Raw genomic sequence first — 22,604 nt, 5'->3', positions numbered from 1 at the left:
TTTCTTTCATGAATTGCATCAATAAGTGGCTTATTACCGCCACAACAAAAATCTATTCTATACGATTAAAAAAAATCACTAGCTTTCGGGAACTGTGTAACAATCTCACCAACAATTGAAGTTTCAGTAAATGTATGTTCCATATGAATGCCTCTATAAAGTTTAAATGTAATATCTAAATTAAGAATAGCGATAAATGAAAAACAACGTGGTGATTGAAATCACTTATTATGTGTCTGATTTGAGAATAATAGGATTATTCTTCAACAGAGGACATTATAGAAAAGATGGCGAAGAATTTTGGGATAGGAAGTATATCTTTTATAGGAGGTTTTTATGGAATATGTTTATCATATGGTACCAGAAGAACTAAAAGGAGAATATTTAATCCCATTAAATAAATTGAAAAGTGTATATCCAAATTTATACGGTGAGTATATACAAAAATATAAAGATCATCCTCAAAGGGAGAACTTATTAACACGTAAAATACCAAAATTAGAATGTTTATGGAATGATGTTGTGCATTTTTTACCATTGCATCCTTATGAGATTTATAAAGTATCACTGGAAATAGGAATAAACCTTCACACAAATAAAATGTTTTATAAAGTTCCTATTAGCGCATTGAAGGGTCAGTGTATGGCAATATACAAGTACTCAAAGCATAATAGGGGTGGACCAAATAGAGAATTAAAAGAATGCGAAATAGAAATCATCAACTTTAATGAATATAGAGAATTAAAGCAATTAAATACCTGCACCAAAGAATATTACAGGGAGGAATATGAAAAGGGTAGAAGATTTGGGATGTTTCACTTAATTCCACATGTTCTTGTCAAAGGAAAAATAGAGGTGAAAAATCTTGAAATAATAAATTGGAGTATTGCTCCAGTTAATGATTAATATTACAAGCATTTAAAAAATAAGATGCCAATTTGAATTGATATATGGCTTACAAGAATGGAAGAGTAATAACTATACGTAATAGTAAAAAAGAAGCTTACTAGAAGCTTCTTTTTTACTACTATTTTTCACATGCGACTCCATCGCCATCACGATCAAGATGTGAGGCATAACCTGGTTGTCCTTTATATAGAGGAGCTTTCCCAGCAGCTCTAACTGCGGCACAATTTTTGTAATATGCACTACTAGTATTTCCTGAAGCAGGTTGTGTTTGAGTTTGCTGTGCTTTTTGTTCTTCTTGTTGTTTACGAGCTTGCTCATCAGCTAGACGTTTTTGCTCTTCTTGTTGTTTACGAGCCTGTTCATCAGCCTGGCGCTTTTGTTCCTCTTGTTGTTTACGAGCCTGTTCATCAGCCTGGCGCTTTTGTTCCTCTTGTTGTTTACGAGCTTGTTCATCAGCCTGGCGTTTTTGCTCTTCTTGTTGTTTACGAGCCTGTTCATCAGCCTGGCGCTTTTGCTCTTCTTGTTGTTTACGAGCCTGTTCATCAGCTAGACGTTTTTGCTCTTCTTGTTGTTTACGAGCCTGTTCATCAGCCTGGCTTTTTTCATCCTCTTGCTTACGAGCTTGTTCATCAGCTAGACGCTTCTCGTCTTCTTGTTTTTGAGTCTTTTCGTTCTCTTCTTTCTTTTCAAGTTCTTTTTTCTTCTCATTCTCTTTTTGTTCTGCATTGTTAGAAGCAATTTTTTTACTAGTTGCTGTCGTCTTTTCAGAAGAAGGAGCTGAAATATTTAATAATGCAACAAAAATGACAAATAAAATAGCTGTGATAATAAATTGTTTTTTTGCTACACCAGTCTTTTTAATTACAGATAAGATTGCTAGCACAAGGAAGAAAACAAATAAAACAAAACTTAAAATAGAAAAGAATTCAACAATTGGGTTATTAGAAGTCTCAGCACTAGTTATTATTAATACAATCGAAATCATAAAAAGAATAACGGCAGGACGACCATATTGTTTTGCTTTTCCATTTTTCTTGAAAAACGAGATGATACATAGAATGAAAAGAATAAAAGCAATAAAAAATAAAGCTGCACCAATATTACTCAAAATCGTCATTTTTATACCTCCATTTGTAAGATTTTCACTATTGATTATATAGGAATTTATTGGATAGTACACGATTTATATAAATTTAGAAAATTAGTATTTTTAATAGACTTACAAATTATTATTTAGTATATATGGAAAAATAGATATATTTCCTATTACCTTTTTAAACAAAATTCATAAAGTATAATATACCGATTGAAAGGAGGGGATTTGAATGGAATTTCAATTGTTAGTGAATTGTATATTACAAGAAGGTAATGCTTACTTTTTAGTAACGAAGGTAGACGATGTAATTACGTTGAAAGTACCGATTACTGCGGGAGTAGCAGGTTTATTCTTAGCTTTAGGTGTACCAAGATGTTCTTAATTTAAATCTCTACAGTAGAAAGAGGAGGACAAGCCTCTTTCTACTAATACATAATTATTTTATGTAAACTAAAATGTTGTTTTAGTAATAGCACATTTAGAATGGACATGCATATACTATAATGTTTTTTAAGTTATGAAAATTAAAGAGGTGCTATTATATATGAAAAGAAGAACATTTGATATTCCAGTTACATTACGAAGAGAGTGGTTTTTAATAGAATTAGCCCATTTAACGAAAAAATATGGAATTGAAATTGCAACTAGCAAAATGGAAGCTGCACCGTTTTTAAGAGATCAAGTTACGGAATCAAAAATAGGATCAGGCCTCCAATATGATAAATATGATGATGAGTATATCATTGAAAATTAAAGGGTACCAGCAAAAATAAATTCCTTTATAACAAAATATAAAATAAAGCAGATTCTAAATATGGAATCTGCTTTATTATGAAATACTTCTAGTCAACTAGCCTCTTTCTAGTGTTTTACCTACATATTTTTCTTGTGTTATTCCGAAAGATTCATGAAGAATGCGAGCATAATCTTTTGATTCTATTGGTCGTTTATTTTTGATGCCTTTAAAGGTTTCTGTATAATTTTTATTTGTTAATGATATGTGCCCATAATCAGTTAATTTACAAGTAATAGCCCCTTTATTAAAAGGAGATTCTTTATGTTCCATAATCACTTTTTGAATGTTATTCACCTTTTTCTCATCTATTGGATCTAAAGTGAAGGCATAGCCTATTTTCCATTCATGTGAAGGTTCAGATTGCAAGAAATTTGTAGATTCCCCGTTAGCTCCTTTTCTCATTTCTAAAATGTGTGTACCTTTTCGGGTAGTTTGTTTGCGAATTCGATATTCTCCCGTTTGAGAAGAGATGACTTCTCCGGTAAAAGGGACTGGATGTAAAGGGAGATGAGATGCAAAACCTGCGTCTATAACATAATCTTTATAATTATGATTTAATATGATAATGACATGACCATCATCGGGTTTCCATTTATTATCGTAAAGATCATAAACAGTACCAGCTACTTTATATACTTGAAACCCACAATCCATTAAAAAGTAATACAATAAGGAGTTTAATTCATAACAAAGACCGCCTCGTTTTTGAATAAGTAATTTTTCTACTAAGTTCTTTTTTGAGATATCTTTAATCGTACCAGTCATAATATCGAGATTTTCATAGGGAAGAATCAAGCCCATCTTTAAGAGGATTTCATTTAAATCATCAAATGTTACTTCTTTTGCAGGAATTTTTAGTCGTTTAAAAAACTCCTTTTGTAAATAGGTCATCATAAAGCATTCTCCTTTCTTTTTACAGAATTTTCTTCTGCTCACCGCTAGGTTAGTACTTCTAAAAGTTTAATTCAAGTCTGCGAAAATTATCATAATATATGTTTCTGGAAAGATTATTATCTATTTAGAAATTTCGGTTTAATATTTCGTCGTAGGAAAGTCTTACAGCATAAGCTTCTATTCGTTTGTTTTGTATTAAATTAAATAAAAGTACATATCTTCATTCCTCTTTTTTTATAACTAGGTAGTAATAAAGTGTTATTTTTCTAAAGCTTTTTCAAGATTTGTATACTTTATATAGACAATGATGATTTAGAGATATTTGGATTTAGTACGGTTAACAATTATTGAGAAACTTTTTTATAGTGTTCTCTCAAAAGGAAGAGATAGAAACAAAGAGAATAACGTGTGTTAAGGAAGAAGGGGTACTAGTAATCTCTTGAGAATAGGGACAAGATTTTGTTTAAGTAAAAAGATTATCTAGTATTAAGAAAGAAGATAAAAAAATTACAAAGAGCACCTTCTTTCAAAAAAAGTGGGGGGAGTAACATGCGATTGATGAGAAGATGTGTTGCCTTACTAATTGTATTTTTTATCATGGTTCCAATGATTAGCACAAATGTGCGAGCAGAAGTTGTAAAAGAGCTTAAAACAGGCTTTCCAGATCAAGAAGTCTTTACACCTGGAGAATGGTTTTTAGGAAAAAAGCCTGCTAATTATGATGAAAGTAAGCCTCCAATTCTCTTTGTGCAAGGAAGGAATGGAAATGCAGATAGTTGGTATGGAAAAACTGTATATCACGACATAAATGATATGTATGACTATGCTTTGAAAGCAGGCTATCAAACAGTATTTATACAATTATATGATGCTGCTGGAAAAGGATCAGCTAGTCAGTGGGACAACGGAAAATTGTTAGCACAAAAATTAGAAGAAATATATAATCATTTCGGTAAAAAAGTTAATATTGTAGCACATAGTAAAGGCGGTATCGATACACAGGCTGCATTAGTAGGATATGGTGCAAATCGATTTGTCGGAAATGTTATCACGCTTGCGACACCACATCATGGATCAAACTTAGCTGATTTATCATATAGTTGGTGGGCGGGATGGCTTGCCTCTATATTAGGTCAAAAAGATGATGGTACGTACTCATTACAAATGGGCGAAATGGCAAAATTTCGTTCAACGATTGATAATAATCCAGCAGCTAAATTAAACCGTTATTACACAGTTACGGGAACTAGTTGGGGCCCTGTATTCTCGGCGTTATCCATGGGAGGATTATATTTGTCATCATACGGTTCAAATGATGGACTAGTAAATGAGTGGAGTGCTAAGTTGCCGTATGGAACTCATTTATTTACAGATTCCAGATTTGATCATGATAATATACGAAAAGGATCTGCTGTGTTCTCACGAATTGAACCATATTTACGTACATCAAATGTAGCCGTACCAGCTTTAGTAGCATCCAGCACTAGTTCAAATGAAAATATAGAACAATTAAATACAACTTCAAATCAAAACATTTTAGGCGGAGAATTGCCACAAAATCAGTGGATAGAGCAAACTGTTACAGTTGATAAAAAGTCAGAAGGAATCGTTTCTATATTAACTGCTTCGTCTAATGTAGAAGTACAAATGATATCACCAAAAGGAAAAATGTATACAAATAAGGATAGCGTTATAACTACTGGTGAAGAAGAATCTTTCTTTGGTGGTGCAACAATTAGAACATTTAAATTTGATAAAATGGATGTAGGAGAATGGAAAGTTAAAATGATGGCGAAGCAGTCGAAAGATGCATATTTAGTTGTAAGCGATTACAAGAATGACGCACCATTTGTTCTTCAAATGCCTACCAAAGTTAAAGTAAATAAACCTGAGTATAAACTGAAAAAATCACCTGTGGCACCTGAAATGAAAGGGGATCTTTCCATAACAGTAAGAGTTGTGAATGAAGAAGGGAAACTAGTCTCTGAATTTAATGAATTGCAAAATGTTAATAACAATACATTTACTGGTGCTTTGAAGGACATAAAGCAACCAGGAGTATATAACGTTACGATGGATATAAAAGGGATGAATAAAGAAGGACAACCTTATAGTCGTACAATTGTTAAGTCGGTGTATGTGGAGAAGTAAGAAAGAATGAGAAAAAAGTACCGAACTTTTGTAGTAGAAGAGTTCGGTACTTTTTTCATGTTTATTAGATTAACAGAAAGGTATGTTTTGTGAGGAAAAAGATAGAAATCAAAAGAACATTAGTTAATAAAAAAGATGCTGAAATAGCATCTAAATGTGAAGAAGATTATTAACTTAGTTTCATAACTGTTAATTCAACTGAATTGATACCATTATCACAAGTTGCAATACTTTGACGATTAAAACCACTATTATTTTTCAGTTGAAGAGTCGAATTAGCGGTAACTGTAATGATTGTTTCGCCTGCTAGTTGAAGGCATTCGTTATTTGATGAAGTATTCATTTGAAAAGCAAAGTCACCTTGACTATTAGCAAGTGGATTGTCATTTAGAAATATGGTCATGACTGGAATATGTGGAAACACAGGATTTACAGTAGTATTAATACTTGAAATGAAAGAAACTCTATAATCACCAGCTTGACTAAATTGTATAGTAGTAGGATTTAGTAAGGAAACGCCTCCTGCTATAGGGCCAACGTGATTAAATGGAAAGGGATCTCCAAAAGGAACAGTTATAAACTCGGTTTGCCAAAAAGTTCCATATGCTGGACAACTTTTTTTATGTGAATGGTCGCCTGAACATTTTTTATATGAACTGGAAGAAGATTTGCATGAACATTTTTTATTTGAGTTTGAAGAATGATAGTATGAACCCAATGTATTACCTCCTATTATGAATAAATTTTATACTTATAGTAGTTTATGCTTGTCGTATATAAAGGGTGATAGATATAGAAAATAAAGTGCTAATACGATGAAATATAGTAATAGAATAGAAGCTGTAACCATTTTTGAAAAAGAAAAGGTTAATGATATGGTGAAAATATTAGAGGGGTTTATTGGGAAATTGAAGCGTAGGGTGAATGCTTATATTAATTATATCTGAAACAGTAAAACCAGTATCCTCAGTTACAATGATATGATCGTTAAAGTAATTTCTTTTTATTTTAATGTTTTCATATTAGGTTTTTAGTTATCCTTCTTTATTTACATAGTAAGGCAGGAAGAAGACGAAAAGTATCGAATGAATGTACATATGTAGCATTGTTTGCTTTTGGTGTGAATAGTAGTTAAAGATACGTTGAAATATTTTATACGGTAACAAAAGAGTAATTAAATAATAGAGGGAGCAACTTACATGGAAAATATATTAAAGGTATCTTCAAAATCAAGCCCCAATTCGGTCGCAGGTGCAATAGCAGGTGTACTAAGAACAAGTGGAAATGTAGAAATTCAAGCGATTGGAGCGGGTTCATTAAACCAAGCGATTAAAGCAATTGCAATCGCAAGAGGATTTGTTGCTCCAGGTGGTATTGACTTAGCCTTTGTTCCAGCATTTCAAGAGGTTACTATTAATGATCAAGAAAGAACGGCGATTAAATTGATTATAGGTCCTAGGAAGAAAAGGTCTTAAAAGAAAGTGTTGATATGAATCATTTGAAAAGGTTGATAGATAAAGTAATAAAAAGACCACTCTCATTTTGAAGTGGTCTTTTGTATTTTCGTATTTCATATTGTGGATACACCCCACATACTGAATTCGTAGTGGTATTCAGTGCGCTCAATAACGATCCCGAATTCTAAATCATCCCCAGCTAATACAAAATCTGCATATCCAGTTAGAAATCTTGATATGGTTGATAACTCTTCTAAATTCTCAAATACTTCACCAATGTTCAGTTTAACTGCTTCAAATTTACCACCCTTAGAGAAAAAGAGTCTCCCTTGATCAACTGGAAATTTAATAGTTTTAGCTGTTTCTTTTAACAGTACTATTGATAGTCTTCTGTTTTCTTCATAATTAGTGCTACCAAAGTTTTTTATGTTTGAAGTTTGTGTTAGCGTATTAAATAAGTCTTTACAAAATAAATCATTAGATTCTGGATCCATAAATGAGTCCATAGAAACTGTAACAATATTAGAAAGTTCGTCTACCAGTTCTTTTCTACTACCAGTTCTTTTTGCTTTCATTTTTAGAATTTCAATTCGGCTTTTATTCATATTACTCAAAAATTTTCACACCTTTACTCGCGTGGTGGATGAATAAAACCACTTACTTCGACAAAGTAATTATAGCATATGGGAGTAATCTTGGTGGGAATTAGAAAAGAAAATCTTGTTGAAATGACAGCTAAAATCGTTTTGGGAATAAATGGGATATATATTGTTGAAAATGGTCAGATTCAGCTAATAGAATCACCCAAAAGTGGATTTGGTGAACAATCATTTGTATATCAAAGTGGAAAAGTAATTCGGATAGAAGAGCGGAAGACGAGATTAATTTAATACTATTTTAGAAAATAAGATTTGAGAAATAAATAAAGTAAGATTTATAGGAAACATGTGAGCTAACTTTATGAACTTTTATTTTCAAAAAAGTATATTTTAATTTGCGAGGATGATAGGACTGTGAAAAGGTCTATGCGAATTGATATGAGGTAGAGGGTATAATTGTTTATTTTGATTGTAAAGCAATTGAATTAATGGGAGAGTATGAAACACAAAACCCAGATAAAGTTTATCTGGGTTTTGTCTATGTATTTGATATTATAGAGGGTGAAAATGCTATTAGAGAAAAAAGTCAATTTGTAATGTTAATAACTTATACTACCAACTGTATAATCATTACTGTAATCTATACTTGCAGAAACCTTCTTCTGTTTGTCACCAGATATATAGCCAGATACCTCAAGCCTACTACGAGAGATATCTGTAGAAAATTCTACTTTTGTCACTGTAATATCCCAATTTTTCTCCTTTTTAAAATACTCGATAGCGGATTGTGATGCTTTTTCTTTCATTTCATTTTGTTCTTTTTCACTATAAGGGTGGGTAGCCTTATAAATTTGATATATAGTGCACGAGCCTAAACCTAAAACAACCAATAATGTTATTAAAAGGATTTTTTTCATTTCTTATCACCTCTATTAATATTGTAATAAAAATAGAAACATTTAGAAAAGAAGGAATGTTATGAGGAAAGAGATTTCAGATGAAGCATATCGAGAATTAGCCGATGGAGCATATAAAAGTGATGAAGGGGTAAAAATTAGTAATAAAAGAGGAAGCGAAGAGTGGGAACCGATACATCCTAAAGGAGCCAAACTTCATGATAAGGAAACTGGTTTTGATGCGACAGTGTATCAAAATAAAGCGACTGGTGATGTTGTTGTTGCTTATATAAGAAGGTATATTTTCCGCACACAAGTTCAACAAAGGTAAGGGTAATGTCTATTGATCAAGGGGATTGAATACAGTTTAATTAAAAGGTTATTATTTGCTCACAAATAATATAAAAACATGTGAAAAAATATGAAATACCTTTTTGAAGTAGAATACAATATAACAAATAAAAAGCGTCACAAATGCTTGTATAACAGGCGTTTGTGACGCTATTATATTTTTTCAGAACATAAAATAAACAACTCTAAAACTGCTCATTCTTCTCCCAAGATTCTACAATATAATGCGCAATTGTCGGATTAAATCCTTTCCCAACTAAAAACATAATCGCAGCAACTTCTGTTAATGCGTGTTCGTGAGATGTATGTTTTGCTTCATTTAAACCGTAATCTACCCAAGGTTTTACGAAATCTAGTACAGGTTTCTTTAAAGGCAAAAATTGTGTGCCGACAACTTGCTGAATTTGTTGTTGTGTCGGTTCTGTAATTGGTCCAGGTGGTAAGATTTGTGGTTGTGTAATATCTAATGTTGGTCCAGGCGGTAAAATTTGTGGTTGAGTTGGATCGATTGTTGGTGGTTTAGGTGGTGAGACACGTGCGTCGTAGTTTGGTTGATACATTTGTTGTTGGTATTGCGGTTGTTGTGGTTGAGTTGGGTATGGGTTTTGTTGGAATTGTTGTTCTTGATTTTGTGGTGCTACATATGGATTTTGAGGGTATTCATAATTTGGACGTGTGTCGTATGCGTTTTGTTGAAATTGTTGCTCTTGAGTTTGTGGTACTGCATATGGATTTTGAGGATATTCATAATTTGGACGTGTGTCGTATGCGTTTTGCTGAAATTGTTGTTCTTGAGTTTGTGGCGCTGCATATGGATTTTGTTCATATTGTTGCTCTTGTTCTTCATATTGTTCTTCATACCGTTCTTCCTGCTGCTGAGGGTAAAATGGTTGTTGTGGGTAAGGCGGTTGATTATTATAGAACATATTTATTCCTCCTTCATGATGATGCTTACCACCTAGTGTATGGGCGGACAAGAAAATATGTGATGAAAAAATGCGGGCGTGTTACAATAAGTAACTGGGTGAAGATAAAATGACAAAACAAGAAAAGATAGAAAAAACAATTACTTTTGTAAAACATATTTTAGAAAAAGATGCGAGTGGGCATGATTGGTATCATATTGAGCGCGTACATAAACTGGCGATTTCTTTATCCGAGCAAGAAGGAGGAAATCGTTTTATAATTGAAATGGCAGCATTACTTCACGATGTGGCAGATGAGAAGTTAAATGAAAGTGAAGAAGCAGGAATGAAAAAAGTTTCTGATTGGTTAGAAGAGTTACATGTTGAAGAAGAGGAAAGTAAGCATGTTCTTCATATTATCGCCAATATGTCTTATAAAGGTGGTCATGGCGGTAAAGTGGAGTCAATTGAAGGGAAGATTGTTCAAGATGCAGATCGCTTAGACGCTCTTGGTGCAATTGGAATAGCTCGCACATTTGCGTATGGCGGGGCGAAAGGGAGGTTAATGTATGATCCAACTATTCCTCCTCGTGAAGTGATGACGAAAGATGAATATAGAAAAAATAATGACCCATCTTTAAATCATTTTTATGAAAAACTTTTAAAGCTAAAAGGCTTAATGAATACGAATGCAGCAAAACAAGAGGCTGAAGTTCGTCATCGTTATATGGAACAGTTTATTGAACAATTTATGAAAGAGTGGAATGCACAAATATGAAAATGTTAACTGTGGAAAACTTATCAAAATCATATGGAGAAAAACCGTTATTTGATGGATTATCATTTAGTATTGCAGAAGGACAACGTGCCGGAATTATCGGTGTAAACGGTACTGGTAAATCAACTTTATTAAAAATTATTGCAGGGGCAGAAATTCCTGATACAGGTGATATGACTCATTCACGTGGATATACAATTAGTTATTTATCACAGCAACCAGAGTTTGATGAACAATTAACAGTATTAGAGCAAGTCTTCCATGGTGATACACCTTTAATTCGTCTTCTTCGTGATTATGAAAAGGCGCTATTACATATCGAAAAAGATCCAAGTAATGAAAAGGTACAGGAACAATTATTTGCAGTGCAACAACGTATGGATGCGATGAGTGCATGGGAAGCAAATGCGAATGCAAAATCGTTATTAACGAAATTAGGAATTACGGATTTCACAGCAATTGTTGGAAATTTATCTGGTGGACAGAAAAAACGTATTGCGATGGCGCAGTGTTTTATTGAAACACCAGATCTATTAATTTTAGATGAGCCTACGAACCATCTTGACCATGAGACAGTTGAGTGGTTAGAGGAATATTTAGCAAGGTACACAGGTGCGGTATTACTTGTAACCCATGATCGTTATTTCTTAGATCGTGTGACGAATCGTATTTTCGAATTAGATAATGGAAAATTGTATAGTTATGAAGGAAATTACAGTACGTTTTTAGAAGCGAAAGCACTTCGTGAAGAACAAGAACTTGCGCAAGAATCAAAACGTCAAAACTTATATCGCCGTGAACTAGCGTGGATTCGCCATGGTGCAAAAGCTCGTTCGACAAAGCAAAAGGCACGTATTCAACGTTTTGAAGAGTTAAAAGGTCAAGAAGGGCCAGCTGCAAAACAGTCAGTTGATATTGCGCTTAGCGGTAGTCGCCTTGGGAAAAAAGTACTTGAGTTAAAAGATGTAACGAAAAAATTTGGCGATAAAACAGTATTAAACAACTTCAATCATATCGTGAAACCAGGCGATCGTATCGGAATTATTGGAGCGAATGGAAGCGGGAAATCTTCGCTATTAAATATGCTTGCAGGTAAAATATCTCCTGATAGTGGTGAAATTGAAGTTGGGCAAACAGTAAAAATCGCTTACTATACGCAAGAAAATGAAGAAATGAATTTAAATCAACGTATGATTGAATACATTAAAGAGATCGCGGAAGTCATTCATACGACAGACGGAAAAGTAATTGGTGCGTCTCAAATGTTAGAACGTTTCTTATTCCCACCACATTCACATGGTACACCGCTTGGCAAATTATCTGGCGGTGAAAGAAGACGTTTATACTTATTACGTATATTAATGGGAGAACCGAACGTACTATTACTGGATGAGCCTACGAATGATTTAGATACACAAACATTAACGGTGTTAGAAGATTATTTAGAAGATTTCCCAGGTGTCGTTTTAACTGTATCGCATGACCGTTACTTCTTAGATAAAGTAGTAGATGAATTATTCATCTTTACGGGAGAAGGAGAAGTGCGCGAATTTCTAGGTAGTTATACGGATTACTTAGAAATGGAAAAAACGAGAGAACTTATTGAGAAAGCGGAAGTGCAGAAAGAGAAAAAAGTAGTAGAAGAAGCACCGAAACAACAACGTAAGCGTAAACTTTCATATAACGAGCAGCGCGAATGGGAAACAATTGAAGATACAATTGCGGAACTTGAAGAAAAGCTAGAATCAATTGGAGAAGAGCTTGCGAATGTTGGTTCTGATTTTACGAAAGCGCAAGAATTGTCTGAAGCACAGCAAAAAACAGAAGAAGAGCTAGAAAAAACGATGGAAAGATGGAGTGAACTATCGGACATTGTTGAAGGATTAAAATAAAAACAAGCTGCATATATTGAAAAGTAAAGAGAAAAACTTTACACTATTGGTAGAACCTATTTTAGGAGGGAAAAAATGAGAACATCTAATCCAATGTTGAAAAAAGAGGCATTCCGTAAAGAAGGAGCAAGTGCTTCTGCGATGACTATTGGCGGAACAGTAGGCAAAACGTTTATTATGCTTATCTTGCTACTTGCAACGTCTGTCTATTCATACATACAGATGATAGAGGGTACGATGAAGATGCCAGTATTAATTGGCGCTTTAATCGTTGCGGCAATCATCGCATTTGCGTCTATGTTCTTCCCGCGTATTTCACCTTTTGGTGCACCAATCTATGCGGCGGTAGAAGGGGTTGTATTAGGTAGTATTTCAGCTGTTTATACAATGAAGTTTGGCGATTCTATCGTTTTAAATGCTGTATTACTAACAATCTCAATTCTATTTGCGATGTTAGTGTTATATGCAACACGCGTAGTAAAAGTAACGGATAAATTCCGTACAGGCGTGATGGCAGCAACACTTGGAATTATGGTTATGTATTTAGTCGTATTTCTACTAAACATGTTTGGTGTAACTGTTCCGTACATTCACCAAGGTGGTACGATCGGTATTATTATTAGTGCAGTTGTTATCGTAGTTGCTGCATTAAACTTATTACTAGATTTCGATTTAATCGAAAATGGTGTACGTAGTCAAGCTCCGAAATATATGGAGTGGTATACTGCAATGGGACTAATGCTTACATTAGTATGGTTATACTTAGAAATTCTTCGTTTCGTTTCTTACTTTACGAAAAATGACTAATAAAAAAATCCTGCGTGAAAAATGCAGGATTTTTTTATTTTCAAAGATATATTGATGATGTGGTATAATATGGATGTTGGTAACCTTAAATTGAAGGGGATGGAATATGATGAAAGAGAAGAAAGGGATTATGAAAAAACTATTTTCTAAAAGTTTTTTCATAGAACTAGATGATGCTTTAACGTATCCATCGGGAGAAGTTATTACTTCAGCTATTGAAAGTTATGCAGCTGAATGTAATGAACAACTGAAATTTGAGAGTAAAGTAAAACCGATAACTTTCTACTTAGAAGAAGTATTATATCGTGCGGAAGTAAAGATGGCCCGCGGAGGATATTACATTTCATGCAGTGAAGTATAATTTTTTGAAACCTTACATGTTTAAAGTATGTAAGGTTTCTTTTTTGTTTTTATAAGATATAAAAATATATTTTTTATTATAAAGTATATTATTTTAAGCTTTTTACCCTTCATATATTTTTCTTTACAATGAAGAAAAATATGAGAGGTGGTATAACTTATGATGAATCGAGTTGTATTAATCGGTAGATTGACAAAGGAGCCAGAATTATACTACACAAAGCAAGGCGTCGCGTATGCACGAGTATGTGTTGCGGTGAATAGAGGTTTTCGAAATAGCTTAGGTGAGCAGCAAGTAGATTTTATTAATTGCGTCGTATGGAGAAGGTCAGCTGAGAATGTAACTGAATATTGTACGAAAGGTTCACTTGTTGGAATTACTGGACGTATTCATACGAGGAATTACGAGGATAATCAAGGAAAGAGAATATATATAACGGAAGTTGTGATTGAGAGCATTACATTTTTGGAGAGAAGGAGGGAGGGCGCATCGTAAGAAGAGGGCTTAGTAATATAGCCCTCTATCACTTTTGATTGATCCCTTCCCAAACAACATCTAATTGTTGGTTGAGTGTATTTTTCACGTTTATTTCATTAGCAGGTAATAGTGAATGGGACATTAATGTATAAAAATAAGTACTCATAATAGTAAAAGTGATAATATGTATATCCCATTGACTGTTTAATTTTCCTGTCTCTTTCGCCTCTGTAATAATTGAAGACAAACCTTCTTGTAGCTGCTGTATACTTTTTACTTCATTTTCTACTAAGTAATTAGACTTTATAATCTCAAAGACGGCATGCTTCATTAAATCACCATGTCCAGTAAAACGGTCTAGTAAGTCTCCTAGAACAAGTTTAATTCTTTCTTTTGGATGTTCTACATTTGCATATGTTTTTAAACTTTCATTCCATAGTTCAATTTGAGAATCACCTAAAAATAATAATATGTTTTCTTTTTTCGGAAAGTAATTGAAGAAAGTTCCTTTTGCAATCCCGCATGCAGTAGTAATATCTTGAACCGTTACATTTTCGTACCCGCGTTCTTGGAAGAGTTGTACTGCTTTTAGGAATATAAGTTCTTTTAATTCTTTTTTTCTCGTTTCTCTCAGCATATAATCTACTCCTAACACAAACAATTATATCTGTTTAATAGATAATCTCAAATAAAATCTTACTTCATGATTAAGTTTAATGTAATTGAAAGAAGGATAGAGAATGCTGTTTCTTATTATTATTATAAATGAAAGTTATATAGTTCATGTGCTTGCCTTTCAGAAATCCATTTTGGAATACGTTTCATTACTTCATTTCTTACTATAGTTAAAGGTTTACTTTCTATTTGCGCCATTTTTCCAACTGTCCACGCAGTGTTTGAGATTTTTTCAATTCTATCTCGTCTTTTTTGTTCGTATTCTATAAATGCTTGACGATAATGGGCATTATTTTTGATGCATTCAGCCAAAATAATCGCATCTTCAATTGCTTGGCAAGCACCTTGGCCTAAATTCGGAGTAAGTGCATGGGCAGCATCCCCAATAAAAACGATGCGTTTTTCAAAAAACTGATTCATTGGCATAATGTCTACAATATCACGATGAATCATATGAACGTCCGATGCATTATGCAAAATAGATGGTATGGGATTGTGGTAAGATTTGAAATGATTATATAAATCTGCTGTTGTGTAAGCTTTGTATTTTGGATCTCTAGCTTTCGCGTTTATGAGCGCATACCAGTATACTTCGTTGTTGGGAAGAGGGACGATACCAAATCTACCGTTCGTTCCCCAAGTTTCAATAAAATCATTTGTTAAAGAAAGATTATTAGTAGGAGTTATGCCACGCCAACACGTATATCCTGCATAACGATAATTATCCCTTTGTGTTACTTGTTTTCGAACGACAGAATGAATACCATCGGCAGCAATCAGTATATTGCCAAATGCTTCACTACCATCTTGAAATACTATTTTTAAGGCGTCTTCCTTATTTCGTTCTATTTTTACACATTCTTTTCCCCATTCGACAGTATCTTCTTGTAGTTCAGAAAGTAGCAATTGATGTAAATCTTTTCTATGAATAGAGTACATTTTTGGATAACAAGATGGGATAATCAATTTATTGAAAACAGTTCCTTTTTCGGATACAAGGTTAAAACCGTCACTTTCGTTGCCGAATTTTTTGATTTTTTCAGAAATCCCGTATGGCTCAAGTGCTTGCATTGCATTCGGAGCAATGATAATACCCGCACCAGCAACAGTAGGCTCAGTGTTTTTATCATATACTTTTACTTCTATTCCTATTTTTTGTAAGGAAATTGCTGCGCAAAGTCCAGCAATACCGCCACCAATAATTATGACATTGTTCATTTGTTATCACTCCACCTTTGAATGACTTTGTTCATAAAATGACTATGGTCATTTTATGAGTTAAGGTTAATCCCTTTTTATGTAATTGTCAATTATACTTTTAACTATAGTTATGGAATGATTAGGTGAAAATAGAATGAATGAAACTTCCCAGCAATGTAGAAAAGTAAATAGTAAAATTAAGCATCCGAGTAGGAGTATAGAGTGATAACATGTTACAATACAGCTAAGAACATGCAATAAAGGAGAGTTTTTTACGTGAAGATTAAAGCAATTGAACCGACGCCAAGTCCAAATACAATGAAAGTTATTTTGAATGAAGTATTACCATCAGGAGCACGTAATAATTATACAAATGAAAATAAAGAACAAGCGCCAATGCAAGTGCAAGAAATTTTGAAAATTGAAGGCATTAAAGGTGTATATCATGTAGCCGACTTTTTAGCAGTGGAGCGAAATGCAAAGTATGACTGGAAAGTTTTATTACAGCAAGTTCGTGCTGTTTTTGGCGAAGAAGTAGTAGAAGAAAGTGAAGAACAACAACTTGCTCATTTTGGAGAAGTGAAAGTATTTGTTCAAATGTTCTTTACTATCCCAATGCAAGTAAAGTTAACAGATGGAACGACGGAAGAACGTGTTGGTTTACCTGACCGTTTTAAAGAATCAATTATGAAAGTTCAAATGTCTGCACCAAACGTTGTAAAAGAACGTAAATGGGTGGAACAAAGTACACGTTACGGTAATTTTGAAGAAATCGGGAAAGAAGTAGTAGAAGAGATTGTTGCTGCTTATCCGGAAGAACGTGTAAATGAAACGGTTAAAGAATTATTAAATCAGGCAGGTGCTGTTGAAGTAACGATTCAAAAGCGTGAGCCATATAAAGTAACAGAAGAGATGATGAAAGATGCTGACTGGAAAAACCGTTTTGCAGCTTTAGAACAAATGGATCCTACTCAAGAAGATATTCCAGTGTTGAAGATGGCGTTAGATGATGAAAAAGTTTCGATTCGCCGTTTAGCAACAGCGTATTTAGGTATGGTAAAAGGTGATGAAGTATTGCCGTTATTATATAAAGCGCTATTAGATCGTTCAGTAAGTGTTCGCCGTACAGCGGGCGATTGCTTATCAGATGTAGGTGATCCGGCGGCGATGTTCGTTATGATTAAATCTCTGAAAGATTCAAGTAAATTAGTACGCTGGCGTGCAGCGATGTTCTTATTTGAACTAGGAGACGAAAGTGCGATTCCAGCATTAAAAGCAGCGCAAGATGATCCAGAGTTTGAAGTAGCGATGCAAGCGCGCTTAGCATTAGAGCGTATTGAAGGCGGCGAAGAAGCAAAAGGTTCTGTATGGAAACAAATGACGGAGTCTCGTAAAGGGGAATAATGTATGATTGTTTTCTATGATAGTTGGTGTCCGATGTGTACGGCGGTTGCAGAACGTACGAAGAAATTAGATAAAAAGGGTAAGGTGAAATTTGTTTCATTTCGAGATGAAGATGTAGTTGAGAAGTATGAACTTTCTCAAGAATTACAAAGTAAGATGGAACAAAGATTGTATATTTTTAAAAATAATAAGTGGTATGACGGCATTCATAGCATACATGTATTAGCAAAGTCCATTCCATCTTATTGGTTTGCGGTGCCTTTTATAAAGCTATCTATCGTACTTGGATTTGGAAGTAACGTATATGATTATATCGCTAACAATAGAAAACTTGTCCCAGTGGGACATTGCCGTGAAGGGGTTTGTGAAATCCCTACAAAAAAATGAAATCATCGTTATCTTTCTTTTGCACCTATTAATAGAGCGTGATATGATGAATTTGGAATGAAAGTTGAAGGAGAGATTACAAGATGTCAAATGCTTATGAAGAATACATGCGCCAAATGGTAATCCCAATGCGTCAAGAATTAGTGCGTTCTGGGTTTGAAGAGTTAACTACAGAAGAAGCTGTAACAGAATTTATGGAAAACACAACAGGTACAACTTTAGTAGTTGTAAACTCTGTTTGTGGTTGTGCAGCTGGTTTAGCACGTCCATCAGCAGGTCAAGCGGTTGTTCGTGCTGAAAAACAACCTGATCATCTTGTAACTGTATTTGCAGGTCAAGATAAAGATGCTACTGCAAAAATGCGTGAATACTTCGGAGAAATTCCTCCATCTTCACCATCTATGGCATTGTTAAAAGGAAAAGAAGTTGTTCACTTCATTCACCGTCATGAGATTGAAGGTGCAACTATGGACGAAATTATTACGAACTTAGAACAAGCTTTCGAAAAGAATTGCTAAAGAAGGGGGAGAGTAAATCTCCCTCTTTTCTTTATATAGAGGTGAAACAATGATAGTAACAACAGCAGGAAGAACGAATAAAGAAATGATAGATTATGCGAAACAGGTAGCCGCAGAATTAAATCGTTCATTCGTTAAACGTAATGATATACCAGTACATAAACTGCATGAGCAGTATGAACAAGATGTACTTGTCGTAGGCAAAAACCGATTAGCCATTTATCCAAAAGGAACAGAGGAGTCGTTTTTCTTTCATCCAAACTCAGCAATGTTTCGTGTGAAGAGATTAATGCGCGGAGAACACGATCCGTTCGTACAAGCTGCTAAATTAGAAAGCGGAATGACAGTGTTAGATTGTACGCTCGGTATGGCATCAGATAGTATTGTGGCTAGCTATATTGTTGGTGAAAGCGGAAAAGTAACCGGACTTGAAGGCAATGAGTATATGGCTTATATTATGGAAAATGGTTTGAAAACATGGTCTTCATCCGTTTCTGAAATTGATGAAGCAATGCAACGAATTGATGTAAAGCAAACTGAGCATTACGCATTTTTAAAACAATGTGAAGATAATAGTTATGATGTCGTATATCTTGATCCGATGTTTGAAGAAACTGTTATAGAATCAGATGGAATAAAAGGATTAAAACACTTCGCTTTGTATCATGATATTACTGATGAAACAATTGCAGAAGCGAAGCGTGTGGCGAGAAAGCGTGTCGTTCTGAAAGACCATTTCCGTAGTTCTAGATTTGAAAAACATAATTTTTACGTATACAAAAGAAAAAGTGCTAAGTTTCACTTTGGTGTAATTGACCCTTGCTAATTGTTTGAAAAGATGTATAATAAGCAATAATTAATTAAATATACTGTCTGTGATGAAGAGAGTAGTCTTTTTTAGAAGGAAAGCGAGCTAGGGATGGTGTGAGCCTAGTGCGGAAGAAAAAGATGAAGCGCACTTCGGAGATGCTTCTTGAACGAATAGTAGAGTAAGCCGAGGCCCCCTGTCCTCGTTATAAACGGGAAAGTGGTTCGTAATGAACAACAAGGGTGGTACCACGGGTTCAAACTCGTCTCTTTTTTAGAGACGAGTTTTTTGTATTTTATAAATGAAGGAGGTTGTATCATGGATTATAAAAAGCAGTTTGCAGAAAGTTTATCTAATATTTTTACGAATGAATTAACGCAAAAGCAAATTTTAGATTTAATTGAAACACCGAAACAAGATGAATTCGGAGATGCTGCATTTCCATGTTTTTCACTTGCGAAGCAATATAAAAAATCACCAGCTATTATCGCAAAGGAAGTTGCAGAGAAATTAAGTGATCCGTTTTTTGCGAAAGTAGAGGCTGTTGGTCCTTACGTAAATGTCTTTTTTAATCGTGAAACGGTAAGTGATGAAGTATTAAAAACGATTTTAGCGGAGAAAGAAGAGTACGGTCAAAATCATTTTGGATGTGAAAAGACTGTAGTTATCGATTATTCGTCTCCTAATATTGCGAAACCTTTTTCAATGGGGCATTTACGTTCTACAATGATTGGAAATTCACTGAAACATATCGCTGAAAAATGTGGCTATGAAGTTGTAGGGATTAATTATATTGGGGATTGGGGAACACAGTTTGGAAAGTTAATTACCGCTTATAAAAAATGGGGAAATGAAGAAGTAGTGAAAGAGGATCCAATCCGTGAACTATTTAAGTTATATGTGCAATTCCATGAAGAGGTAAAAGATGATGAAGAATTAGAAGAAGAAGGACGCGCTTGGTTTAAGAAGTTAGAAGAAGGTGATGAAGAAGCGGTTGAGCTTTGGAATTGGTTCCGTCACGAATCTTTAAAAGAATTTTCTCGTATTTATGAACTTCTCGGTGTTGAATTTACTAATTTTCAAGGGGAAGCTTTTTATAATAATTTGATGGAAGATTTTATTGAGATTTTAGAAGAACATGATTTGCTTGAAGAGTCAGAAGGCGCGTTAGTCGTTAATTTAGAAGAAGAGGGAATGCCGCCTTGCTTAATTAGAAAATCCGACGGTGCAACGATTTACGCAACACGTGACTTAACGGCAGCGTTATACCGTCAAAACACATATGCATTTGATAAAGCGCTATATGTAGTTGGCCCAGAACAAAGTTTACACTTCAATCAATTTTTCACTGTATTAAAAAAGCTGGGCTACACTTGGGTTGACGGCATGGAACATGTACCGTTTGGGTTCATTTTAAAAGATGGTAAGAAAATGTCGACACGTAAAGGAAGAATTATTTTACTCGAAGAAGTACTTGAGGAAGCAATAGACCTTGCAAAACAAAATATTGAAGAGAAAAATCCAAACTTAAAACAAAAAGAAGAAGTAGCGAAGCAAGTCGGTGTTGGCGCAGTTATCTTCCACGATTTAAAAAATGAGCGTATGCACAATATCGAATTTTCATTAGAAAATATGCTGAAATTTGAAGGAGAAACAGGACCGTATGTACAGTACACACATGCACGTGCTTGCTCTATTTTAAGAAAAGAAAGTGTAGAATTTGAAACGTGTACGTTTGCATTAAAAGATGATTATAGCTGGAGCGTCGTAAAATTACTCAATAAATTCCCACAAGTAATTGAAATAGCTTTCAACAAAAATGAGCCATCAATCATTTCAAAATATGTCTTAGATGTAGCACAATCGTTCAATAAATATTATGGAAATGTGCGTATATTGGAAGAGAGCGAAGAGAAAGATAACAGACTTGCATTAGTGTATGCTGTGACGGTTGTATTAAAAGAGGGATTACGTTTACTTGGGGTGGATGCTCCTGAGGAGATGTAAAATAAATAGGTATACGTATCATAATAGATATGTATGCCTATTTATTTTTATAGAAAATATGTAAGTAACAGTTATATTTTATAAAGTCTAAACTTTTTTGGAATTGTTTCAGGTGTAGGAATGTCCGCATAAGATGGAGAATTGTAATGTCATATATAAAGGAGGCGTTAAACTTGAAAACGTACGATTGGAACAGTAAACTAACATACTTAAAAAACACAAGAGATTTATATTACAATGACGATTATGTAAACTTTTTAGTAAATACAGTTTGGAAGATTACTAAGCCTGTACATATCGTTGATTACGGTTGTGGATATGGTTATTTAGGGTTAGTATTAATGCCATTACTCCCAGAAGGTTCAAAGTATACAGGTATTGATAGTGGAGAAACATTATTAGCTGACGCCAGAGAGTTGTTTCGTTTACTTCCGTATGATTCAGAATTTCTTGAAGGAGATGCTACAGAAATTGAACTGAACGATAAATACGATATAGCAATCTGTCATGCTTTCTTATTACATATGACTACTCCAGAAACAATGCTACAAAAAATGATACATTTAGTTAAAAAGGGCGGAAAAATAATCTGTTTTGAACCACATTGGATATCAAATATGTCTTCATACTTTTTAAATGGAGAGAATCAATCGGAAATTATTAGGCTAGGAGCTTTGCAGAAGTTATTTGAAAGTGACATGCAGAGAAGCGGAAAAGATGGAAATATTGGTATGAAAATACCGATGTTTTTAAGTGAACTAGGCGTAAAAAATATTCAATGTAGAGTAAGTGATAAAGTGAACTTTTTAGATTCTAATATGCATCATAATGATAAACAAGGTTTGTATCACTCATTAAATGAAGAGGGGATTGCAGGAAATCCAGGTGATAAACAGCAATTTATAGGACGTTTAATAGACAGAGGATTAACATATGATGATGCGTTAGATCAATATGAAGCTGAACTCAAATTTTTTAGAGCGTTTCATCTACATTCCTCTTTAGTATATGCTCCGAATATGAAAATTACATTTGGTGAAATAGAATGTTAAAGGAGCCATAAGATGAAAAATGTCGCTTAATGTCGGTAAGTCGATATTCGACATATAATCGCTGATATAATTTGAAAATCGCCGATAAAACGAAAGAATCGCTGATATATTTAAATTATCGCCGATATAATTTCATGTACTGATTTCAACTATATAAAAATAAGATCCACATGTTACGTTATTC

General features: G+C 34.1%; 26 protein-coding genes, 1 pseudogene and 1 other annotated feature. Of the genes and pseudogenes, 18 read left to right on the top strand and 9 right to left on the bottom strand.

What is annotated here, in order from left to right:
- Positions 1–2: 2 nt before the first annotated feature.
- A pseudogene (locus ACTFRS_RS07835) lies at positions 3–143 on the bottom strand (DUF542 domain-containing protein); the annotation flags it as partial.
- Positions 144–336: 193 nt separating this feature from the next.
- Here ACTFRS_RS07835 and ACTFRS_RS07830 point away from each other — a divergent pair.
- A complete protein-coding gene (locus tag ACTFRS_RS07830) occupies positions 337–906 on the top strand; it encodes a group-specific protein (protein ID WP_139867424.1) in 570 nt (189 codons plus the stop codon).
- Positions 907–1,027: 121 nt separating this feature from the next.
- Here the strand turns inward: ACTFRS_RS07830 and ACTFRS_RS07825 are convergent, their stop codons facing one another.
- The gene (locus ACTFRS_RS07825; protein WP_431085002.1) at positions 1,028–2,026 is read right to left on the bottom strand and encodes an excalibur calcium-binding domain-containing protein; all 999 of its coding nucleotides are present in this window, start codon (positions 2,024–2,026) and stop codon (positions 1,028–1,030) included.
- A 208-nt stretch (positions 2,027–2,234) separates the two neighbouring features.
- On the opposite strand from ACTFRS_RS07825, the gene exsG reads away from it, so the two are divergent.
- The gene (gene exsG, locus ACTFRS_RS07820; protein ID WP_000395674.1) at positions 2,235–2,387 is read left to right on the top strand and encodes an exosporium protein ExsG; all 153 of its coding nucleotides are present in this window, start codon (positions 2,235–2,237) and stop codon (positions 2,385–2,387) included.
- Between the two features lie 162 nt (positions 2,388–2,549).
- Positions 2,550–2,759, top strand: a complete 210-nt coding sequence (locus ACTFRS_RS07815; RefSeq protein ID WP_000830253.1) for a hypothetical protein — start codon at positions 2,550–2,552, stop codon at positions 2,757–2,759.
- Positions 2,760–2,855: 96 nt separating this feature from the next.
- Here the strand turns inward: ACTFRS_RS07815 and ACTFRS_RS07810 are convergent, their stop codons facing one another.
- On the bottom strand, positions 2,856–3,695 hold the full coding sequence (locus ACTFRS_RS07810; protein WP_440023794.1) for an arylamine N-acetyltransferase family protein: 840 nt from the start codon (positions 3,693–3,695) through the stop codon (positions 2,856–2,858).
- Positions 3,696–4,244: 549 nt separating this feature from the next.
- Between ACTFRS_RS07810 and ACTFRS_RS07805 the strand changes: the two genes are divergently transcribed.
- On the top strand, positions 4,245–5,846 hold the full coding sequence (locus ACTFRS_RS07805) for an esterase/lipase family protein (RefSeq protein ID WP_242294819.1): 1,602 nt from the start codon (positions 4,245–4,247) through the stop codon (positions 5,844–5,846).
- A gap of 169 nt (positions 5,847–6,015) precedes the next feature.
- On the opposite strand, the gene ACTFRS_RS07800 is transcribed toward ACTFRS_RS07805, so the two are convergent.
- Positions 6,016–6,564 (bottom strand): preprotein translocase, encoded by a 549-nt coding sequence (locus ACTFRS_RS07800; RefSeq protein WP_440023796.1) that lies wholly within the window; start codon positions 6,562–6,564, stop codon positions 6,016–6,018.
- 481 nt (positions 6,565–7,045) lie between these two features.
- Between ACTFRS_RS07800 and spoVS the strand changes: the two genes are divergently transcribed.
- A complete protein-coding gene (spoVS, locus tag ACTFRS_RS07795; RefSeq protein WP_000427804.1) occupies positions 7,046–7,321 on the top strand; it encodes a stage V sporulation protein SpoVS in 276 nt (91 codons plus the stop codon).
- A gap of 95 nt (positions 7,322–7,416) precedes the next feature.
- Here spoVS and ACTFRS_RS07790 read toward each other — a convergent pair whose 3' ends face one another.
- A complete protein-coding gene (locus tag ACTFRS_RS07790; protein WP_440023798.1) occupies positions 7,417–7,917 on the bottom strand; it encodes a YxiF family protein in 501 nt (166 codons plus the stop codon).
- An 84-nt stretch (positions 7,918–8,001) separates the two neighbouring features.
- Between ACTFRS_RS07790 and ACTFRS_RS07785 the strand changes: the two genes are divergently transcribed.
- Positions 8,002–8,193: a DUF3954 domain-containing protein gene (locus ACTFRS_RS07785; protein ID WP_139867412.1), complete on the top strand. Its 192-nt coding sequence runs from the start codon at positions 8,002–8,004 to the stop codon at positions 8,191–8,193.
- Positions 8,194–8,501: 308 nt separating this feature from the next.
- On the opposite strand, the gene ACTFRS_RS07780 is transcribed toward ACTFRS_RS07785, so the two are convergent.
- Positions 8,502–8,819: a hypothetical protein gene (locus tag ACTFRS_RS07780; protein WP_000722281.1), complete on the bottom strand. Its 318-nt coding sequence runs from the start codon at positions 8,817–8,819 to the stop codon at positions 8,502–8,504.
- A 61-nt stretch (positions 8,820–8,880) separates the two neighbouring features.
- Here ACTFRS_RS07780 and ACTFRS_RS07775 point away from each other — a divergent pair, with 61 nt between their 5' ends.
- Positions 8,881–9,129 (top strand): hypothetical protein, encoded by a 249-nt coding sequence (locus ACTFRS_RS07775; protein WP_240795800.1) that lies wholly within the window; start codon positions 8,881–8,883, stop codon positions 9,127–9,129.
- Positions 9,130–9,334: 205 nt separating this feature from the next.
- Here the strand turns inward: ACTFRS_RS07775 and ACTFRS_RS07770 are convergent, their stop codons facing one another.
- Complete coding sequence (locus ACTFRS_RS07770; RefSeq protein WP_139867406.1) at positions 9,335–10,075, bottom strand: hypothetical protein; 741 nt, start codon at positions 10,073–10,075, stop codon at positions 9,335–9,337.
- 109 nt (positions 10,076–10,184) lie between these two features.
- Between ACTFRS_RS07770 and ACTFRS_RS07765 the strand changes: the two genes are divergently transcribed.
- The 5 genes from ACTFRS_RS07765 to ACTFRS_RS07745 all read left to right on the top strand — a co-directional run bounded on the left by ACTFRS_RS07765 (position 10,185) and on the right by ACTFRS_RS07745 (position 14,387).
- Positions 10,185–10,832 (top strand): HD domain-containing protein, encoded by a 648-nt coding sequence (locus ACTFRS_RS07765; protein WP_000165941.1) that lies wholly within the window; start codon positions 10,185–10,187, stop codon positions 10,830–10,832.
- Positions 10,829–12,724, top strand: coding sequence for an ABC-F family ATP-binding cassette domain-containing protein (locus ACTFRS_RS07760; protein ID WP_440023800.1), 1,896 nt, complete (start codon positions 10,829–10,831; stop codon positions 12,722–12,724). The genes ACTFRS_RS07765 and ACTFRS_RS07760 overlap by 4 nt, the downstream gene beginning before the upstream one ends.
- Before the next feature lie 75 nt (positions 12,725–12,799).
- Positions 12,800–13,531, top strand: a complete 732-nt coding sequence (locus ACTFRS_RS07755; protein ID WP_001260642.1) for a Bax inhibitor-1/YccA family protein — start codon at positions 12,800–12,802, stop codon at positions 13,529–13,531.
- Between the two features lie 106 nt (positions 13,532–13,637).
- Positions 13,638–13,892: a DUF4318 domain-containing protein gene (locus ACTFRS_RS07750; protein ID WP_000975124.1), complete on the top strand. Its 255-nt coding sequence runs from the start codon at positions 13,638–13,640 to the stop codon at positions 13,890–13,892.
- 159 nt (positions 13,893–14,051) lie between these two features.
- Complete coding sequence (locus tag ACTFRS_RS07745) at positions 14,052–14,387, top strand: single-stranded DNA-binding protein (protein WP_000982033.1); 336 nt, start codon at positions 14,052–14,054, stop codon at positions 14,385–14,387.
- A gap of 28 nt (positions 14,388–14,415) precedes the next feature.
- On the opposite strand, the gene ACTFRS_RS07740 is transcribed toward ACTFRS_RS07745, so the two are convergent.
- Both ACTFRS_RS07740 and ACTFRS_RS07735 read right to left on the bottom strand, forming a co-directional pair.
- Entirely contained in the window at positions 14,416–15,006 is a 591-nt protein-coding gene (locus tag ACTFRS_RS07740) for a TetR/AcrR family transcriptional regulator (RefSeq protein WP_440023802.1), read from the bottom strand.
- A 122-nt stretch (positions 15,007–15,128) separates the two neighbouring features.
- Positions 15,129–16,262: an FAD-dependent monooxygenase gene (locus ACTFRS_RS07735; RefSeq protein ID WP_242293908.1), complete on the bottom strand. Its 1,134-nt coding sequence runs from the start codon at positions 16,260–16,262 to the stop codon at positions 15,129–15,131.
- 258 nt (positions 16,263–16,520) lie between these two features.
- Here ACTFRS_RS07735 and ACTFRS_RS07730 point away from each other — a divergent pair, with 258 nt between their 5' ends.
- The 6 genes from ACTFRS_RS07730 to ACTFRS_RS07705 all read left to right on the top strand — a co-directional run bounded on the left by ACTFRS_RS07730 (position 16,521) and on the right by ACTFRS_RS07705 (position 22,420).
- Entirely contained in the window at positions 16,521–17,648 is a 1,128-nt protein-coding gene (locus ACTFRS_RS07730; RefSeq protein WP_440023804.1) for a conserved virulence factor C family protein, read from the top strand.
- Positions 17,649–17,651: 3 nt separating this feature from the next.
- Positions 17,652–18,035, top strand: a complete 384-nt coding sequence (locus tag ACTFRS_RS07725) for a thiol-disulfide oxidoreductase DCC family protein (RefSeq protein WP_439194589.1) — start codon at positions 17,652–17,654, stop codon at positions 18,033–18,035.
- Positions 18,036–18,118: 83 nt separating this feature from the next.
- Positions 18,119–18,553: a BrxA/BrxB family bacilliredoxin gene (locus tag ACTFRS_RS07720; protein ID WP_000063712.1), complete on the top strand. Its 435-nt coding sequence runs from the start codon at positions 18,119–18,121 to the stop codon at positions 18,551–18,553.
- Positions 18,554–18,602: 49 nt separating this feature from the next.
- On the top strand, positions 18,603–19,379 hold the full coding sequence (locus tag ACTFRS_RS07715) for a class I SAM-dependent methyltransferase (protein WP_139867399.1): 777 nt from the start codon (positions 18,603–18,605) through the stop codon (positions 19,377–19,379).
- Between the two features lie 40 nt (positions 19,380–19,419).
- Positions 19,420–19,634: a binding site (T-box leader), on the top strand.
- Between the two features lie 45 nt (positions 19,635–19,679).
- Complete coding sequence (gene argS / locus ACTFRS_RS07710; RefSeq protein ID WP_440023807.1) at positions 19,680–21,368, top strand: arginine--tRNA ligase; 1,689 nt, start codon at positions 19,680–19,682, stop codon at positions 21,366–21,368.
- A 173-nt stretch (positions 21,369–21,541) separates the two neighbouring features.
- Positions 21,542–22,420 carry a class I SAM-dependent methyltransferase gene (locus tag ACTFRS_RS07705; protein WP_440023808.1) on the top strand — a complete coding sequence of 293 codons (879 nt, stop codon included), beginning with the start codon at positions 21,542–21,544 and terminating at the stop codon, positions 22,418–22,420.
- The last annotated feature ends 184 nt before the right edge of the window (positions 22,421–22,604 follow it).

This window comes from Bacillus cereus group sp. MYBK139-1 (assembly GCF_051916915.1).
GTDB lineage: Bacteria > Bacillota > Bacilli > Bacillales > Bacillaceae_G > Bacillus_A > Bacillus_A pacificus.
This window is presented reverse-complemented; position numbering and strand designations above follow the sequence as displayed.

What these genes read in the sequence shown, in the direction of transcription:
- ACTFRS_RS07830 (WP_139867424.1), top strand. Translation starts at nt 337, where the DNA reads ATGGAATATGTTTATCATATGGTACCAGAAGAACTAAAAGGAGAATAT.
- ACTFRS_RS07825 (WP_431085002.1), bottom strand. Translation starts at nt 2,026, where the DNA reads ATGACGATTTTGAGTAATATTGGTGCAGCTTTATTTTTTATTGCTTTT.
- exsG (WP_000395674.1), top strand. Translation starts at nt 2,235, where the DNA reads ATGGAATTTCAATTGTTAGTGAATTGTATATTACAAGAAGGTAATGCT.
- ACTFRS_RS07815 (WP_000830253.1), top strand. Translation starts at nt 2,550, where the DNA reads ATGAAAAGAAGAACATTTGATATTCCAGTTACATTACGAAGAGAGTGG.
- ACTFRS_RS07810 (WP_440023794.1), bottom strand. Translation starts at nt 3,695, where the DNA reads ATGATGACCTATTTACAAAAGGAGTTTTTTAAACGACTAAAAATTCCT.
- ACTFRS_RS07805 (WP_242294819.1), top strand. Translation starts at nt 4,245, where the DNA reads ATGCGATTGATGAGAAGATGTGTTGCCTTACTAATTGTATTTTTTATC.
- spoVS (WP_000427804.1), top strand. Translation starts at nt 7,046, where the DNA reads ATGGAAAATATATTAAAGGTATCTTCAAAATCAAGCCCCAATTCGGTC.
- ACTFRS_RS07780 (WP_000722281.1), bottom strand. Translation starts at nt 8,819, where the DNA reads ATGAAAAAAATCCTTTTAATAACATTATTGGTTGTTTTAGGTTTAGGC.
- ACTFRS_RS07775 (WP_240795800.1), top strand. Translation starts at nt 8,881, where the DNA reads ATGAGGAAAGAGATTTCAGATGAAGCATATCGAGAATTAGCCGATGGA.
- ACTFRS_RS07770 (WP_139867406.1), bottom strand. Translation starts at nt 10,075, where the DNA reads ATGTTCTATAATAATCAACCGCCTTACCCACAACAACCATTTTACCCT.
- ACTFRS_RS07765 (WP_000165941.1), top strand. Translation starts at nt 10,185, where the DNA reads ATGACAAAACAAGAAAAGATAGAAAAAACAATTACTTTTGTAAAACAT.
- ACTFRS_RS07760 (WP_440023800.1), top strand. Translation starts at nt 10,829, where the DNA reads ATGAAAATGTTAACTGTGGAAAACTTATCAAAATCATATGGAGAAAAA.
- ACTFRS_RS07755 (WP_001260642.1), top strand. Translation starts at nt 12,800, where the DNA reads ATGAGAACATCTAATCCAATGTTGAAAAAAGAGGCATTCCGTAAAGAA.
- ACTFRS_RS07750 (WP_000975124.1), top strand. Translation starts at nt 13,638, where the DNA reads ATGATGAAAGAGAAGAAAGGGATTATGAAAAAACTATTTTCTAAAAGT.
- ACTFRS_RS07745 (WP_000982033.1), top strand. Translation starts at nt 14,052, where the DNA reads ATGATGAATCGAGTTGTATTAATCGGTAGATTGACAAAGGAGCCAGAA.
- ACTFRS_RS07740 (WP_440023802.1), bottom strand. Translation starts at nt 15,006, where the DNA reads ATGCTGAGAGAAACGAGAAAAAAAGAATTAAAAGAACTTATATTCCTA.
- ACTFRS_RS07735 (WP_242293908.1), bottom strand. Translation starts at nt 16,262, where the DNA reads ATGAACAATGTCATAATTATTGGTGGCGGTATTGCTGGACTTTGCGCA.
- ACTFRS_RS07725 (WP_439194589.1), top strand. Translation starts at nt 17,652, where the DNA reads ATGATTGTTTTCTATGATAGTTGGTGTCCGATGTGTACGGCGGTTGCA.
- ACTFRS_RS07720 (WP_000063712.1), top strand. Translation starts at nt 18,119, where the DNA reads ATGTCAAATGCTTATGAAGAATACATGCGCCAAATGGTAATCCCAATG.
- ACTFRS_RS07715 (WP_139867399.1), top strand. Translation starts at nt 18,603, where the DNA reads ATGATAGTAACAACAGCAGGAAGAACGAATAAAGAAATGATAGATTAT.
- argS (WP_440023807.1), top strand. Translation starts at nt 19,680, where the DNA reads ATGGATTATAAAAAGCAGTTTGCAGAAAGTTTATCTAATATTTTTACG.